Source organism: Bacillus sp. DNRA2, from assembly GCF_012843265.1.
Classification (GTDB): Bacteria; Bacillota; Bacilli; order Bacillales; family Cytobacillaceae; genus Bacillus_BU.
The window spans coordinates 73,309-88,668 of record NZ_JABAIT010000006.1 but is presented as its reverse complement, the minus strand read 5'-3'; the positions used below and the strand labels follow the sequence as shown (position 1 = coordinate 88,668).

Genomic DNA, 15,360 nt, shown 5'->3' with positions numbered 1-15,360 from the left:
CCTTCATCACCCCCCTATTCCTTGCATGATTGTTTCAATTGTCGACGAGAGTGGTTCGCTTAATATGGTTGGATAAACACCGATTAAGACGATTAGACCCATTAACGTTAAGACTGGAATCATCTCCACTGCGCGCAAATCAGAAAGCCCTGCGAAATCTCGCTCTGCTTTTCCAAATGTCATTCCGAGAACGGCACGCAGTAAGTAAACTGCTGTCATGATAATGCCGAGCGTTCCGACTGCTGCAAGAACTGGCATTTCTTTAAACAAGCCCATGAAGGCCATGAATTCGCTGACGAATCCGGACATACCTGGTAAGCCAAGCGATGCCATTGCTCCAGCTAGTAAAAATCCTGCTGTCAGCGGCATCCCTTTTGCAAGTCCGCCTAAATTAGTGATGACTGTTGTATGCGTTCTTTCATACATCACACCAACTAGGAAGAACAATAATGCTGAAATTAATCCGTGCGAGACAACTTGGAAAATTGCCCCTTGAATACCGGCTTCATTAAGTGCTGCTAAACCGATTAACACAATACCCATATGCGAAATTGATGAGTATGCAAGCACCATTTTGAAATCTGATTGAATGAAGGCCAAGAATGCACCATACAGAAGGTTGACAACGCCAAGCACGGCTAGGACCACTGCCACCTCTTTAAATTGCTCAGGGAAAATTCCCATCCCGAAGCGAATGATACCGAATGCCCCAATTTTCAAAAGAATACCGGAGTGAATCATAACGATTGAAGGCGGCGCTTCAACGTGAACCTTCAGCATCCAAGTGTGCAGCGGGAAGATTGGCAGCTTAACGCCAAACGCAACCAGCAACGCTACCAGCATTCCGAACTTCGCTGAATCGGAAATCGGTGCAATCAGCTCGACTCCATCATTGTTCATGAAGTACTTCAATGCTTCGATATTTGATGTTCCTGTGCGAGCGAACAAAATCATGATTACAATTAATAATATCGCTGAGCCTAAACCGTTATAAATCAAGAAGTTGTAGGCTGCTTTTTCTTTGTCAAAATAGCCCCATTTTCCAATGAGGAAGAACATTGGCACTAAGGTTACCTCGAAGAAAATAAAGAATAAAATCAAGTTTTGGGCGGTAAACACGCCAAGCATTCCTACTTCTAGCAGTAAAAACAGCATGAAGTAACCCTTCCATTCCTTCTTAATATGAATGGAGGCAATCGCTGCAAGCATTGCAACTACGGAAGTTAACACAACCATAATAAGTGAGAATTCATCGACACCAAGCTCATAGTCAACCGCAAATAGGTATTTCTCATCGAAACGTCCGAATTGTACCCATTTGACTTTTTCCGCTAACAGCGTCAGATTAGCTCCATTCAAATATTGAATGAAGGCTACGAGCGAGAATACTGCAGCTGGAAGTGTAGCGATAAAGCCGATCAGCTTAATCGTGTCCTCTTTCGTTTTCGGAACAAAAGCTAAAACCAAAATACCAAGTAATGGGGAGAAAACTAAGATGGATAAGAAATTGTCCATATTCATTTATAAGTACCCCCCTGTCAAAGCAAAGATGACAACTAACAGAGCAAGACCGACAAAGGCAACCGTACCGTACGTTTGAATTTGTCCGTTTTGAAGTTTTGAACCAGTTTTGCTAAGCGTTTGAACCGTACCAAGCACTAAATTGATGATCCCTTCGACTAGGAAGATTTCAATAATTTTGAAGAGCTGGCTGATCCATTTAGTTGCTGTAACAACTGTTAGCTGATATAACTCATCGAAATAATATTTATTGTAAAGAATGTTGTAAACTATCGGCATTCTGCCAGATAGCCAATCGCGTGACAAACTCTTCTTCGCGTACATAAGGTAAGCAAGGAAAATACCTGCTAGCGATACAACTGTCGCTACAATCATAATCCAAGCCGGACCTTCAATATGGCCATGGCCAAGTGCTTCATTTCCTTCAGTGAGCCAATTACCAAGGAAAGTTCCAAACCAAGGTGTGTTCACATAACCAGCCACCACAGCAAGTACACCTAGAACCATCATTGGCAAAGTCATCACGCCTGGTGATTCGTGAACGTTTTTCATCTCACTGCGCGCTTGGCCTGCAAACACCATAAAGAAGAGGCGGAACATATAAAAAGCAGTAAAGAAAGCAGCGATAACGGCTAACCAGAATTGCACGACATTACCTGACTCCCAAGCAGCAATTAAGATTTCATCCTTACTGAAGAATCCTGAGAATAATGGTACACCGCTAATCGCTAATGTTCCGATTAAGAACAATGGACCAGTGATTTTTAATTTTTTCCATAATCCACCCATTTTTTCGATATCTTGCGTATGGACAGCATGAATGACGCTTCCTGCCGCTAAGAATAGCAATGCTTTAAAGAAAGCGTGAGTCATTAAATGGAATACTCCGGCAACATAGCCAGCAGAACCAAGCGCGAGCATCATGTAACCGAGTTGGCTCACGGTTGAGTATGCGAGCACTCGCTTAATATCCGTTTGTACAAGACCGATGCTGGCTGCAAAAATCGCGGTAATCGCTCCGATTGTCGCAACCGTTAGCATCGCTGTTTCACTCGCATTAAATAGCGGGAATAGTGACGCCACTAAATATACCCCGGCAGCAACCATCGTTGCAGCATGGATTAATGCTGATACTGGTGTCGGACCTTCCATCGCATCCGGTAACCAAGTGTGCAGCGGGAATTGACCAGATTTACCGACCGCTCCGATAAAGATTAAGATTGCTGTTAAAGTAATCCAGCCGGAAGAAATGGCTCCTTCTTCTACAGCTCTAAAGATTTCATCATATTCAAAGCTACCGACCTGCCAGAATAACAGGATCATTCCGATCAGTAAGCCAACGTCACCAATTCGAGTCATGATGAAAGCTTTTTTGGCAGCGGCTTTTGCTTCTTCTTTGTAAAAATAAAAACCGATTAATAGGAAAGAACCTACACCGACGAGCTCCCAGAAAATGTACGTTTGTAGTAAGTTCGGTGAAAGAACTAAGCCGAGCATCGCAAACGTAAACAAGCCAAGGTACGCATAGAAGACTGGAATTCGGTCATCCCCGTGCATATAGCCCTTAGAATAGGTATGTACTAGTAAACTGACAAGCGATACGATTACTAGCATTAATGCATTTAATTGATTCACTTCAAACCCCGCAGTTATCACGGTATCCCCGAACGAAAGCCAGGTGGCCTCGCTCTTAAATGTTGATGCTGTAAAGCGTTCAAACAGCACCACTAAAGAGTAAATAAACGTGGCCAATGTTAATAGGATTCCGATATAGGCACTCGCTTCTTTAAGTCGTTTACCGACAAGAAGCAGGATGAAAAACGATAAAAGCGGGAAAAGCGGTATGATCCATGCATTCTCCATCAATATCACATTCCCCTTTTTTAAACGCAGTTAAAGGACTTAATAGCCCCTGCGTCTGTTTTAATGCTTCATAATGTCCATTTCGTCAACGTTGACAGTTTTTCGGTTGCGGTGGAGTGCAATCAGAATTGCTAGTCCAAGTGCTGCTTCAGCTGCAGCGACCGCCATCGTGAATAGCGCGAAAACCTGTCCGTCGATTGATGGGATGACACCATATTTGCTAAAGGTAACCAAGTTGATGTTGACGGCATTGAGCATAAGCTCAATCGAAATGAGCACGATGACCATGTTTCTTTTTGTCAGAGCACCGTAAAGACCGATTGAGAACAGAATAAGTGCAAGTGTTAAAAATACTGAAATTGGTACTGAGCTCATTATTTTTCCGCCTCCTTCTCGTTGTCTTTTTTCGCTAGGACAATCGCCCCGATTAACGCTACTAAAAGCACAACAGAGGTTACTTCAAACGGAATAATAAATCTTGTATAAAGGGCTTCCCCGATTTGCGCTGTATTTTTTTCATGAAGCGCAGCTTGGCCCGCCGGAAGCTCAAGATTGTAAATACCGAAGTAAACAGCAGCTGCAAAGCCAACTATACCTAGGAAGACGAGGAATTTGCGCAAGCGGCCTGTCTTCGGTTCTTCCACATCATCATGGCGCGTAAGCATAATCCCAAACATCATGATAATTGTAATGGCTCCAGAGTAGATCAGGATTTGCACCCCAGCGACAAATTCCGCTGATAGTAAAACGTAAATCCCGGCGATACTGATAAAGGTTAGCACGAGTGCTAACACTGCTTGAACGACACCACGGAGGTTCAAGAGAAGGACCCCGCCGATAATGGCGACGAGAGCGAGGCCCATAAATGCGATTAATTCACCCGTCATGGTTTATTCACCTGCCGAACATTCTCATCATTTTCATCAAGCCATTCGAGGTTTTTGAATAATTCATCACGACTGTATGTGGCAAGCTCAAAATTGTTGGTCATGACAATCGCCTCGGTTGGGCAAACCTCTGTGCATAGGTCGCAGAGGATACAGATTTCAAAGTTAATGTCGTATGTGTCAATGATTTTTCCCTTTTTGGTTGGGTCCGGATGCTTTTTGCCTGTTAATTGAATACAGTCAGTTGGGCAAATCGTGGCACATTGATTACATACGATACATTTTTCCGGATAGAATTTTTGGATGCCTCTGAAACGATCCGGAAGCGGTAGTGGCTCGTTTGGATAGTCATAAGTTAACTTATCCCGCGTCAGGTTCTTAAGGGTATACTTCAAGCCTTTCGCTAATCCAAGCATGTAATTCACCCCTTTTTTATTGTCGTGCTCTAGTGGACACGAGCTCTAGTGCGAGCCGTATCCAATCTTTATTTTTATAAAAGATTAATAAGTTCTTTAAATAAAGCAGTTAAGAAGATGTTTGCTAGTGCGACTGGCAGTAATACCTTCCAACCAAACTCCATTAATTGGTCGGCGCGAACACGTGGGAAGGTACTGCGAATCCATAATAGGAAGAAAACTACTCCAGTGAATTTGAGCGCGAACCATACGGCACCAGGGATGAACCCTAGGAATGGGAGCGGCAACCAACCACCTAAGAAAATGGCAGTAATCAATGCAGACATTGCAAACATGTAAACATATTCAGTGAGCATGAAAAACGCCCAGCGGAACCCTGAGTACTCAGTAAAGTATCCGGCAACAAGTTCGTTTTCAGCTTCAGGTAAGTCGAACGGTACCCGGTTCAGTTCGGCAACAGCGGCGATGATGAACACGATGAACGCAACCGGCTGTAGTAAAATATACCAGCCATCCTGTTGTGCTGCAACGATATCATTTAAGTTTAAGCTTCCTGTTAATAAAATAATCCCTAATACGGACATAACAAGTGGAATCTCGTAGGAAATCATTTGCGCTGCAGCCCGCATACCACCTAGTAATGAGTATTTATTATTGGAAGCCCAAGCTCCTGTTAAAATCCCCACGATGGTGATACCTGAAACGGCAACATAGTATAGTAAACCGATGCCAATATCAGCAAACTGAAACTTGTCAGTGAACGGAATCGCAGCGATAACCATAAATGATGGCGCAAATGCCAGAATTGGAGCCACGATGAACAATGGCTTATCAGCAAGCTTCGGAATTGTATCTTCTTTTAATAATAGCTTTAATACATCGGCGACCGTTTGCAATAATCCAAACTTTCCGCCGAGCTGGTCTGGACCTTTACGAAGCTGGATGAAACCCATGACCTTACGTTCAGCAAGGATGGCATAGGTAACAAAGCCTAAAATCGTTAATAGTAAAATCGTCGCAAGTAAGAAAAAGATTCCGAAATTCAACCAACTGGGATTGGAATATAGTAAATCCTCAATCATTAGCCGTCCACCTCCCCAAGGACAATATCAATCGCACCTAAGATGGCAATTAAGTTTGAAATATTTTCGCCCACTAATAGCTTAGGGAGAATTTGCAGATTGTAAAATGATGGTCTGCGGAATTTCAAACGGTACGGTTCTTTTTTACCATCGCTGGCAATGTAACAACCGATTTCGCCACGAGGTGATTCGATCCGAACAAAGCCCTCTCCTTTTGGTGCTTTGATGATTTTTGGCACCTTCGCCAAAATTTCGCCTTCAGCAGGGAATTGTTCCACTGCCTGCTCAAGAATTTTAAGTGATTCCTCAATTTCTTCTAAGCGTAAATGATAGCGTGCTAGGCAGTCGCCCTCGTCACGAACTGGAACATCAAATTCGAAGCGGTCATAGATTGAGTATGGCTCATCCTTACGAAGGTCCCACTTCACTCCGGTTGAGCGAAGATTGATCCCACTTAATGAATAATTAAGGGCATCTTCTTTTGTATATTTTCCAATACCTTTAACACGATTTAAGAAGATCTCATTTCCTGACACTAAGGAATGGTAGCCCTTTAATTCCTGACGCATGTATGGAATGAATTCGCGTAATTTTTCAATCCAGCCATCTGGAGCATCCCACTTAACACCGCCAACCCGCATGTAGTTAAAGGTTAGACGGGCACCGGAAAGCTCAGCAAGCATATTAATGATCATTTCGCGCTCACGGAATGCATACAGGAACGGACTTGTTGCCCCTAAGTCTAATAGGAAAGTTCCCCACCATACAAGGTGGCTCGCGATGCGCCCCATCTCCATCACGATGACACGCAAGTACTCGGCACGCTCAGGAATCTCTAATCCCATCATCGTTTCGACAGCATGGACAAGCACGTAATTGTTGGTCATGGATGATAGATAATCCAAGCGGTCTGTATAAGGAATAATTTGTGTATATTGTAGATTTTCAGCTAATTTTTCGGTACCACGGTGCAGGTAACCTATAACGGGAATGGCTTCTGTGATCATCTCTCCGTCAATTTTTACAACTAAACGAAATACCCCGTGGGTACTCGGATGCTGTGGTCCGATATTTAGCATCATTTCTTCTGTACGTATCATTGTTTATACCTCCACATCATACTGTTCATAATCTTTGCGGAGTGGGTATCCGACCCAATCCTCGCCAAGGAAAATACGATGGAGGTTTGGATGACCCGTAAATTTCATCCCCAAGAGGTCGTATGCTTCACACTCAGGCCAATCGGCTCCTGCCCAAAGCGGTTGCAGTGATTCGATTTGTGGCTCGTCACGGTCAATTTTTACTTTTAAAGCAACAGATTGACGATTTTTGTAGGAGTAAAGGTGAACGTACACTTCCATATGGGTTTCAAAATCCGTACCGTGCAGCTCTGATAAGTAATCAAATCCAAGCTGTTCATTGTATTTCAAAAACTGAGCTACTTTATAATAAGTATCGCGTTTTGCTACCAATGTTGGTACGTCTTTTGAGAGCTTATTAATATAAGAATCTTCTAGAACTTCGTTACCGAGGTGTTCTTCAATCACCCGAACGTATTTATCAAGATATTCTTGGTTTGGTGACGGTTGTTCTTCAACTGGAGCTGCTGCTTCTTGAGCTGCAGCTCCTGCTCCGGCAGCTTTTGCTTTCGCTGCTGCTGCGGCTTTGGCCTTCGCTTTTGCGGCAGCAATCGCTTTGGCTTTCTCGTCGTCAGTTGCAGCTGTGGTCGTGCTATCGCCTTTTGCTGCTGCGGCAGCTTTGGCTTTGGCTGCGGCTGCGGCCTTCGCTTTTGCGGCAGCAATCGCTTTGGCTTTCTCGTCGTCGGTTGCAGCTGTGGTCGTGCTATCGCCTTTTGCTGCTGCGGCAGCTTTGGCTTTCGCGGCCGCTGCGGCCTTCGCTTTTGCGGCAGCAATCGCTTTGGCCTTCTCGTCGTCAGTTGCAGCTGTGGTCGTGCTATCGCCTTTTGCTGCTGCGGCAGCTTTGGCTTTCGCGGCTGCTGCGGCCTTCGCTTTTGCTGCTGCTGCGGCTTTCGCTTTCGCTGCTGCTGCGGCTTTGGCTTTCGCTGCTGCTGCGGCTTTGGCCTTAGCATCTGCATCGGCTGGTGCTCCTGCTGCTGCTTGGGCTTCAGGCTGGGCTGGTGCTTCTACTTGTGCTTCGGCTTCACCTGCTTGTTCGGCAGCTTTTTGCTTAGCTAGCGCGGCAGCCTTCGCTTTCGCAGCGGCTGCGGCTTTCGCTTTTGCTGCTGCGGCAGCTTCTTTCTTTATTTGTTCGATATCTTTATCCCCGCTCATCGATTACAACACCTTCTTCCCGGTTTTCGCCTCGTAGCGGATCTTTTCCTTTAGTTTGTTAATTCCATAAATTAATGCCGCCGGATTTGGCGGGCATCCTGGAATATAGACATCCACTGGGACGATTTGATCAACACCCTTTACGACAGAGTAAGAACGCACATACGGTCCACCGGCTGTGGCACAGGATCCCATTGCGATTACCCATTTTGGTTCCGGGATTTGGTCGTAAAGTCGGCGAAGGATTGGCGCCATTTTCTTCGTTACAGTCCCAGAAACGATCATACAGTCTGACTGACGTGGTGATGCCCGGAAAATGGTTCCGAAACGGTCCAAGTCATAGGCTGCAGAACCAGTGCCCATCATTTCGATGGCACAGCAAGCAAGGCCAAATGTCATGGGCCATAATGAGTTACTGGTAGCCCAAGCTTTGACCTGTTCTAATGTTGTAAAAAAAACAGTCCGTTTGATTTCTTCCATTTCTTGAGGTGAGATGTCCTTTAAACTTAAATCCATTTGAGCACCTTCTTTTTCCAAGCATAGATGAGTCCAATTAATAGCATGATGACAAAAATCATCATTTCAATGAGTGCAAAGATTCCAAGCTTTTCGTAGGCAACAGCCCATGGATACAAGAACACAGTCTCCACATCAAAAACAACAAACATAAGTGCAAAAATATAATAGCGGACATTAAACTGGACCCTAGCATCATGGAATGGGTCAAGACCGCTTTCGTAAGTGGTATATTTCTCAGCACTTGGTTTAAATGGTCGAAGTAACCTACCAAGCGTTAAGGCAACTACTGGCAGCAATACTCCCAGACATAGAAACACAAAGACAATCAGATAATTATTCTGATACAAGTTGAGTAAATCCATGCCCATACCTCCCTATGTCATAAAATTTTCATAATTTCTTTTTGTAACCGATAACATTATATCACTGTTACAATTTTGTGTCGACAAACCGTTACTATTTTTACCAAAGTGAATTTCTTGACAAAATATAGATAATTATGTCGAGAAAGCCTTATTTTATGTGTATTTCCAACGTGTAAATATACATAATTCGACAAAGTGCTGTCGATTCGCCATTTACTACTATATACCTTATTTTTAACTGTTTAATTATTATTCGAATATTGTTGGTTTTATAAGCGTGGAAGCTTGGCCAACTCAGGAATGAAGATTATTTTTTAAAAGCAGTGAAGAACGTGTACATAATCGCGCAAGCACCACTCAACATCCAAAAAAAACACCCCCTGAGCGAGCGCTCAGAGAGTGTTTGGTTCTATATCTTATGTTGTGCAACAGTGATACGGTTGATGGCACGTTTAAGTGCAAGCTCGGCACGTTTAAAATCAAGATCTTCTTGTTTTTGTTCACGAAGGCGTTGCTCAGCACGTTCTTTTGCACGAAGGGCACGTTCGACATCGATGTCTTCAGCTTTTTCCGCAGTTTGCGCTAGAACAGTTACTTGGTCTGGGCGCACTTCTAGGAATCCACCATTAACGGCCACGAATTCTGTTTTTCCCTCAACTTTTAAGCGAAGGGCTGCAATCTCTAACGGTGCAACCATCGGAATATGTCCTGGTAAGATACCAAGTTCGCCTGTTTGCGCTTTTGAACTTACCATTTCAACATCTTTATCGTACACCGGGCCATCAGGAGTAACAACATTGACTTTGATCGTCTTCATTTTTTACCCTCCTGGACCGAAATTAGACCTGTACACCCATTTTTTTCGCGTTCTCAAGCACATCTTCAATGCGGCCTACGAGACGGAATGCATCTTCTGGAAGGTGGTCATATTTACCTTCAAGAATTTCTTTGAAACCTTTAACAGTTTCTTTAACAGGTACATAAGAACCTGCTTGTCCAGTGAACTGTTCAGCCACGTGGAAGTTTTGAGATAGGAAGTTTTGGATACGACGCGCACGTAGTACGACTAATTTATCATCATCTGATAATTCATCCATACCTAGGATAGCGATAATATCTTGTAACTCTCTATATTTTTGAAGAATTTGTTGTACCTTACGAGCTACTTCATAGTGCTCTTCACCAACGATTTCTGGTGATAATGCACGTGAAGTTGACGCTAATGGATCCACCGCAGGGTAGATACCCATTTCAGAAAGCTTACGCTCAAGGTTAGTTGTTGCATCTAAGTGAGCGAATGTAGTAGCCGGAGCCGGGTCAGTGTAGTCATCGGCTGGTACGTAAATCGCTTGGATTGAAGTAACAGATCCTACGTTAGTAGAAGTGATACGTTCTTGTAATTTACCCATTTCAGTAGCAAGTGTTGGTTGGTAACCTACGGCAGAAGGCATACGGCCTAATAACGCAGAAACCTCAGAACCTGCTTGAGTGAAACGGAAGATGTTATCCATGAAGAACAACACGTCTTGGCCTTGCTCATCACGGAAATATTCAGCCATTGTCAAACCAGTTAAGGCAACACGCATACGTGCACCTGGTGGCTCGTTCATTTGTCCGAATACCATTGCAGTTTGCTTGATAACGCCTGAGTCAGTCATCTCGTGGTAAAGGTCGTTCCCTTCACGAGTACGCTCACCTACACCAGCGAATACTGAGATACCGCTGTGCTCTTGGGCGATGTTATTGATTAATTCCTGGATTAATACGGTTTTACCTACACCGGCACCACCGAATAGACCGATTTTACCACCTTTGATATAAGGAGCAAGTAAGTCTACTACTTTAATACCAGTTTCAAGGATTTCAACTTCAGTAGAAAGCTGTTCAAAAGAAGGAGCTTCTCTGTGAATTGAATCGCGACGAGCATCTGCAGGAATAGCATCAGCTAAGTCAATATTTTCACCTAGTACGTTAAATACACGACCAAGTGTTACGTTACCTACTGGTACAGAGATTGGAGCTCCAGTATCAGTTACTTCTACATTACGAGTTAAACCGTCAGTAGAAGACATAGCGATCGTACGAACTGTATCGTCACCTAAGTGAAGGGCAACTTCAAGGGTTAAGTTAATACTAACTTCAGATTCGTCACGCGCTTGAGTGTTGATTGTCAACGCATTATATAGTTCAGGAAGTTGACCACTTTCGAACTTTACGTCAACAACCGGACCCATAATTTGAAGAACGCGTCCTTTGTTCATCGTTTTCCCTCCTAACATACTCTTACAACTAAATGAGCCATTTGGACTCATGCCTTTTATTGGATAAGGGGTCAACTACCCCTTTTTCTAATGAACGTTTACTTGTTTATTTTTTTCAAAAAAAAACAATAACGAAAGAATAGATAAATTTCGGTAAACTTACTATTCTAGTGCAGCTGCACCACCGACGATTTCAGTGATTTCTTGAGTAATCGCAGCCTGACGGGCACGGTTAAACAATAGAGTATACGAGTTGATAAGCTCTTTCGCGTTATCAGTCGCATTCTTCATCGCTGTCATCCTTGCGGCAGATTCACTAGCTTTACTGTCTAATAACGAACCATATATTAAGCTTTCAGCATATTGAGGCAAGAGAACGTCCAATATTTCTTCAGCAGATGGCTCAAATTCATAAGAAGTAAGTTTAGAAGAAGTTTGAATATCCGTTAACGGTAATAACTTCTTAGTCGTTACTTCTTGAGAAATGGCGCTTAAATAATGGGTATAGTAGACATGTAATTCATCGAATGTACCGTCAGAATACATACCAACAGATTTATTTGCGATTTCTCGGATATCTTCAAAACTTGGCAGGTCGGAAATACCAATAATATCAAGGATTACAGGCATTCCTCGCTTTACGAAAAAGTCACGTCCCATTCTTCCGATTGCAATAATTGCATATTCATCAGTAGATTTATGACGCTCCTGGATTGTTTGGTATACAGCACGAAGCACGTTAGAGTTATATCCTCCACACAAGCCACGGTCTGAAGTGAATACTACGTAACCAGTCTTTTTAACAGGACGGCTTACGAGCATTGGATGGTTTGCATCCTTGCTACCAATCGCAATAGACGCCGTTACTTCTTGGATTTTTTCCATGTAAGGAACAAACGCTTTTGCGTTTCCAACGCCTTTACTCCACTTTGCAGAATATACCATTTCCATCGCTTTCGTAATCTGGCTCGTCTTTTTAGTAGAAGTTATCTTTGATTTTATATCACGTAAAGATGCCACAGGTTCTCACCACCCTTTTACAAAGAATTAAGGTATCAAGCGCCTTTAACAAAAGACGCCTTCACCTTTATTTATTAGTCCTATAGATTACTCGGATACTGCGAAAGTTTTCTTGAATTCGTTGATCGCAGCAGACATATCAGCATCAGCAGGAAGTTCCTTAGTATTTTTGATATGATCTAATAAATCTTTGCGGTTATGGTCTAACCATGTATGGTATTCAGCTTCAAAGCGACGGATGTCTTGTAAAGGTACATCATCCAAGAAGCCTTTTGTTAATGCATATAGAATCGCAACTTGTTTTTCAACAGGAAGCGGCTTGTTAAGATCTTGTTTAAGAACCTCAACTGTACGAGCACCACGGTTTAATTTCGCTTGAGTAGCTGCATCAAGGTCAGAACCGAATTGTGCGAACGCTTCTAGCTCACGGTATGACGCAAGGTCAAGACGTAATGTACCAGAAACCTTCTTCATCGCTTTAATTTGCGCAGATCCTCCTACACGAGATACGGAAAGACCAGCGTTGATTGCTGGACGAACACCTGAGAAGAACAAGTCAGATTGTAAGAAGATTTGTCCATCAGTGATCGAGATAACGTTTGTTGGAATATACGCAGAAACGTCACCAGCTTGAGTTTCGATGAATGGAAGAGCTGTAATTGAACCCTTACCAAGTGCATCGGATAATTTAGCAGCACGCTCTAAAAGACGGCTGTGTAGGTAGAATACATCCCCTGGATACGCTTCACGACCTGGAGGACGACGTAATAATAATGAAAGTTCACGGTATGCAGATGCTTGCTTAGAAAGGTCATCATAAACAACCAATACGTGCTTGCCATCGTACATGAATTCTTCAGCCATTGATACACCAGCGTAAGGAGCTAGGTATAGTAATGGAGCTGGTTGAGAAGCAGACGCTGTTACTACGATTGAGTATTCTAATGCGCCGTGCTTACGAAGAGTTTCAACTGCGTTACGTACAGTTGACTCTTTTTGTCCGATTGCAACGTAGATACAAATCATGTCTTGACCTTTTTGGTTCAAGATTGTATCGATTGCAACAGATGTTTTACCAGTTTGACGGTCACCGATGATCAATTCACGTTGTCCACGTCCGATTGGTACAAGAGCGTCGATCGCTTTGATACCAGTTTGAAGTGGTTCATGAACAGATTTACGAGCCATTACTCCTGGTGCATTATACTCGATAGGACGAGTTTTTGTAGTATTGATTGGTCCTAGACCATCAACAGGTAATCCAAGTGGGTTCACAACACGTCCGATTAACTCAGGACCAACAGGAACTTCCATGATACGACCTGTACGACGAACCTCATCACCCTCACGGATATCTAAGTAAGGTCCAAGGATAATAATACCGACGTTATTTTCTTCAAGGTTTTGTGCCATACCCATAACGCCGTTTGAAAATTCAACAAGTTCTCCAGCCATGACATTGTCGAGGCCATGAGCACGAGCGATACCGTCACCTACAGAGATAACCGTACCTACATCACTCACTTGAATTTCCGACTGATATTCTTCAATTTGCTTTTTTATCAGCGCACTAATTTCTTCAGCTTTGATGCTCATGAGTTTCACCCCTATCTACGAATCTTAGCCTAATAATGTACGTTCTAATCGTTCCAGTTTCCCGCGCAGGCTGCCGTCGAAAATCCGGTTTCCAATTCGAAGCTTAACGCCGCCGAGCAAATTGGAATCAACGATATTATTAATAGTAAGAGATTTTTTGCCAACCTTGCTTGCAAAGGATTCTGATAAAGCTTTGCTTTCATCCGCTGTTATTGGGCGGGTTGTGTAAACGTCAGCTTCAGCAACTCCTCTTTCTTCGTTCGCAAGGACAATAAATTCATCTGCTAGCGCTGTCAATTGAGCAGCACGTCCGCGATCAATCATAATTTTTAAAGTGTTTACCACAAATGGACTAGCCGATGAAAATGCTTCATTTACAATTTCTTTCTTCTTATCTTTAGAAAGCTTTGGAGATTGTAATAAAGCTGTTAACCCCGGATTATTAGTGACTACATCTTTCACTACACGAAGTTCTGTTTCCATCTGGTCAAGAAGCTGGTGTTCCTTCGAAAGCTGGAAAAGAGCTAACGCATAGCGCTTTGCTACTGCAGAGTTGCTCATCGCTTTTCTCCTGCCTCTTGAATATAATCATTGATAAGTTTTTCTTGATCAGCCGCAGTTAATTCTTTTTCAATAACTTTAGACGCAATCAACACAGATAAAGAAGCCACTTGTTCACGAATAGCAGTAACTGCTTTCTCTTTTTGAGTTTCGATTTCAAGTTTAGCTGCTTCTTTAATACGATCAGATTCTGCGCGTGCAGCTACGATAATTTCTTCACGTTGCACATCGCCTTGTTTTTTCGCATTTTCGATTAATACGTGCGCTTCTTGACGAGCTTCTTTTAAAAGAGCGCGTTGCTCTTCTAAAATTTTGTTAGCTTCTGTACGGCTCTTTTCAGCCGCATCAATTTGACCATTTACATGATCTTCACGCTGTTTCATGATGCCCATTAACGGACCCCATGCGTATTTTTTCAATAATGCTAACAAGATGATAAACATTACTAATTGGAAAATGATGTCTCCACCATTAAAACCGCTATGAGCTTCAGCCGCTCCTAATACTAAACTGCTTGTTAACACCCCGGGTTCACTCCCTTCAAGAGTCGATCACTTCAACTTTTAAGGTTCATGTATATGAATCCTGATTTTTTGTCAAAAATAATTCAAATGTCGCCAAGTGGACATAAGAGAATGGCGAAGGTTCACATGGAATGATCTTCGCCACACTTGAACGTCTTGCTTAGTAAAAAATTATTGACCTTGAACCATGAACGCGATAACAACCGCGATGATAGGAATCGCCTCTACTAACGCAACCCCGATGAACATTGTAGTTTGTAACATACCACGAGCTTCTGGTTGACGTGCGATACCTTCTACTGTACGAGATACGATAAGACCGTTACCGATACCAGCACCTAGTGCTGCTAAACCAATTGCGATTGCTGCTGCTAAAAGACCCATTATAAAGTTCCTCCTTCAAATATGTGGAAAAATAGTTTTTTTAAGATGCTCGAATTGAACACCGTAATAT

At 43.0% G+C, this 15,360-nt stretch carries 17 protein-coding genes; all 17 read right to left on the bottom strand.

Annotated features, from left to right (window positions below):
* Positions 1-6: 6 nt before the first annotated feature.
* The 17 genes from HHO41_RS07305 to atpE all read right to left on the bottom strand — a co-directional run bounded on the left by HHO41_RS07305 (position 7) and on the right by atpE (position 15,290).
* Positions 7-1,521 (bottom strand): NADH-quinone oxidoreductase subunit M, encoded by a 1,515-nt coding sequence (locus tag HHO41_RS07305; protein ID WP_169097013.1) that lies wholly within the window; start codon positions 1,519-1,521, stop codon positions 7-9.
* On the bottom strand, positions 1,522-3,387 hold the full coding sequence (nuoL, locus tag HHO41_RS07300) for an NADH-quinone oxidoreductase subunit L (RefSeq protein WP_169097011.1): 1,866 nt from the start codon (positions 3,385-3,387) through the stop codon (positions 1,522-1,524).
* Between the two features lie 57 nt (positions 3,388-3,444).
* Positions 3,445-3,759 carry an NADH-quinone oxidoreductase subunit NuoK gene (gene nuoK, locus HHO41_RS07295; protein ID WP_169097009.1) on the bottom strand — a complete coding sequence of 105 codons (315 nt, stop codon included), beginning with the start codon at positions 3,757-3,759 and terminating at the stop codon, positions 3,445-3,447.
* Entirely contained in the window at positions 3,759-4,271 is a 513-nt protein-coding gene (locus HHO41_RS07290; RefSeq protein ID WP_169097007.1) for an NADH-quinone oxidoreductase subunit J, read from the bottom strand. Before HHO41_RS07290 ends, nuoK begins: the two co-directional genes overlap by 1 nt.
* Positions 4,268-4,687: an NADH-quinone oxidoreductase subunit NuoI gene (gene nuoI, locus HHO41_RS07285; RefSeq protein ID WP_169097005.1), complete on the bottom strand. Its 420-nt coding sequence runs from the start codon at positions 4,685-4,687 to the stop codon at positions 4,268-4,270. Before nuoI ends, HHO41_RS07290 begins: the two co-directional genes overlap by 4 nt.
* 74 nt (positions 4,688-4,761) lie before the next feature.
* Positions 4,762-5,769, bottom strand: a complete 1,008-nt coding sequence (nuoH, locus tag HHO41_RS07280) for an NADH-quinone oxidoreductase subunit NuoH (RefSeq protein WP_169097003.1) — start codon at positions 5,767-5,769, stop codon at positions 4,762-4,764.
* Entirely contained in the window at positions 5,769-6,869 is a 1,101-nt protein-coding gene (locus HHO41_RS07275) for an NADH-quinone oxidoreductase subunit D (protein WP_169097001.1), read from the bottom strand. Before HHO41_RS07275 ends, nuoH begins: the two co-directional genes overlap by 1 nt.
* 3 nt (positions 6,870-6,872) lie before the next feature.
* Positions 6,873-8,060, bottom strand: a complete 1,188-nt coding sequence (locus tag HHO41_RS07270) for an NADH-quinone oxidoreductase subunit C (RefSeq protein ID WP_169096999.1) — start codon at positions 8,058-8,060, stop codon at positions 6,873-6,875.
* 3 nt (positions 8,061-8,063) lie between these two features.
* A complete protein-coding gene (locus HHO41_RS07265) occupies positions 8,064-8,576 on the bottom strand; it encodes a NuoB/complex I 20 kDa subunit family protein (protein WP_147534969.1) in 513 nt (170 codons plus the stop codon).
* On the bottom strand, positions 8,567-8,941 hold the full coding sequence (locus HHO41_RS07260; protein WP_169096997.1) for an NADH-quinone oxidoreductase subunit A: 375 nt from the start codon (positions 8,939-8,941) through the stop codon (positions 8,567-8,569). The genes HHO41_RS07265 and HHO41_RS07260 overlap by 10 nt, the downstream gene beginning before the upstream one ends.
* Before the next feature lie 412 nt (positions 8,942-9,353).
* A complete protein-coding gene (locus HHO41_RS07255) occupies positions 9,354-9,761 on the bottom strand; it encodes a F0F1 ATP synthase subunit epsilon (protein ID WP_169096996.1) in 408 nt (135 codons plus the stop codon).
* A gap of 22 nt (positions 9,762-9,783) precedes the next feature.
* Entirely contained in the window at positions 9,784-11,205 is a 1,422-nt protein-coding gene (atpD, locus tag HHO41_RS07250; protein ID WP_169096994.1) for a F0F1 ATP synthase subunit beta, read from the bottom strand.
* A gap of 162 nt (positions 11,206-11,367) precedes the next feature.
* Positions 11,368-12,225 carry an ATP synthase F1 subunit gamma gene (gene atpG, locus HHO41_RS07245; protein WP_169096992.1) on the bottom strand — a complete coding sequence of 286 codons (858 nt, stop codon included), beginning with the start codon at positions 12,223-12,225 and terminating at the stop codon, positions 11,368-11,370.
* An 87-nt stretch (positions 12,226-12,312) separates the two neighbouring features.
* On the bottom strand, positions 12,313-13,821 hold the full coding sequence (atpA, locus tag HHO41_RS07240) for a F0F1 ATP synthase subunit alpha (RefSeq protein ID WP_169096990.1): 1,509 nt from the start codon (positions 13,819-13,821) through the stop codon (positions 12,313-12,315).
* A 24-nt stretch (positions 13,822-13,845) separates the two neighbouring features.
* Positions 13,846-14,382 (bottom strand): F0F1 ATP synthase subunit delta, encoded by a 537-nt coding sequence (locus HHO41_RS07235; protein ID WP_169096988.1) that lies wholly within the window; start codon positions 14,380-14,382, stop codon positions 13,846-13,848.
* Complete coding sequence (gene atpF, locus HHO41_RS07230; protein ID WP_169096986.1) at positions 14,379-14,906, bottom strand: F0F1 ATP synthase subunit B; 528 nt, start codon at positions 14,904-14,906, stop codon at positions 14,379-14,381. The genes HHO41_RS07235 and atpF overlap by 4 nt, the downstream gene beginning before the upstream one ends.
* 171 nt (positions 14,907-15,077) lie before the next feature.
* Complete coding sequence (gene atpE, locus HHO41_RS07225) at positions 15,078-15,290, bottom strand: F0F1 ATP synthase subunit C (RefSeq protein ID WP_006838507.1); 213 nt, start codon at positions 15,288-15,290, stop codon at positions 15,078-15,080.
* Positions 15,291-15,360: the final 70 nt, after the last annotated feature.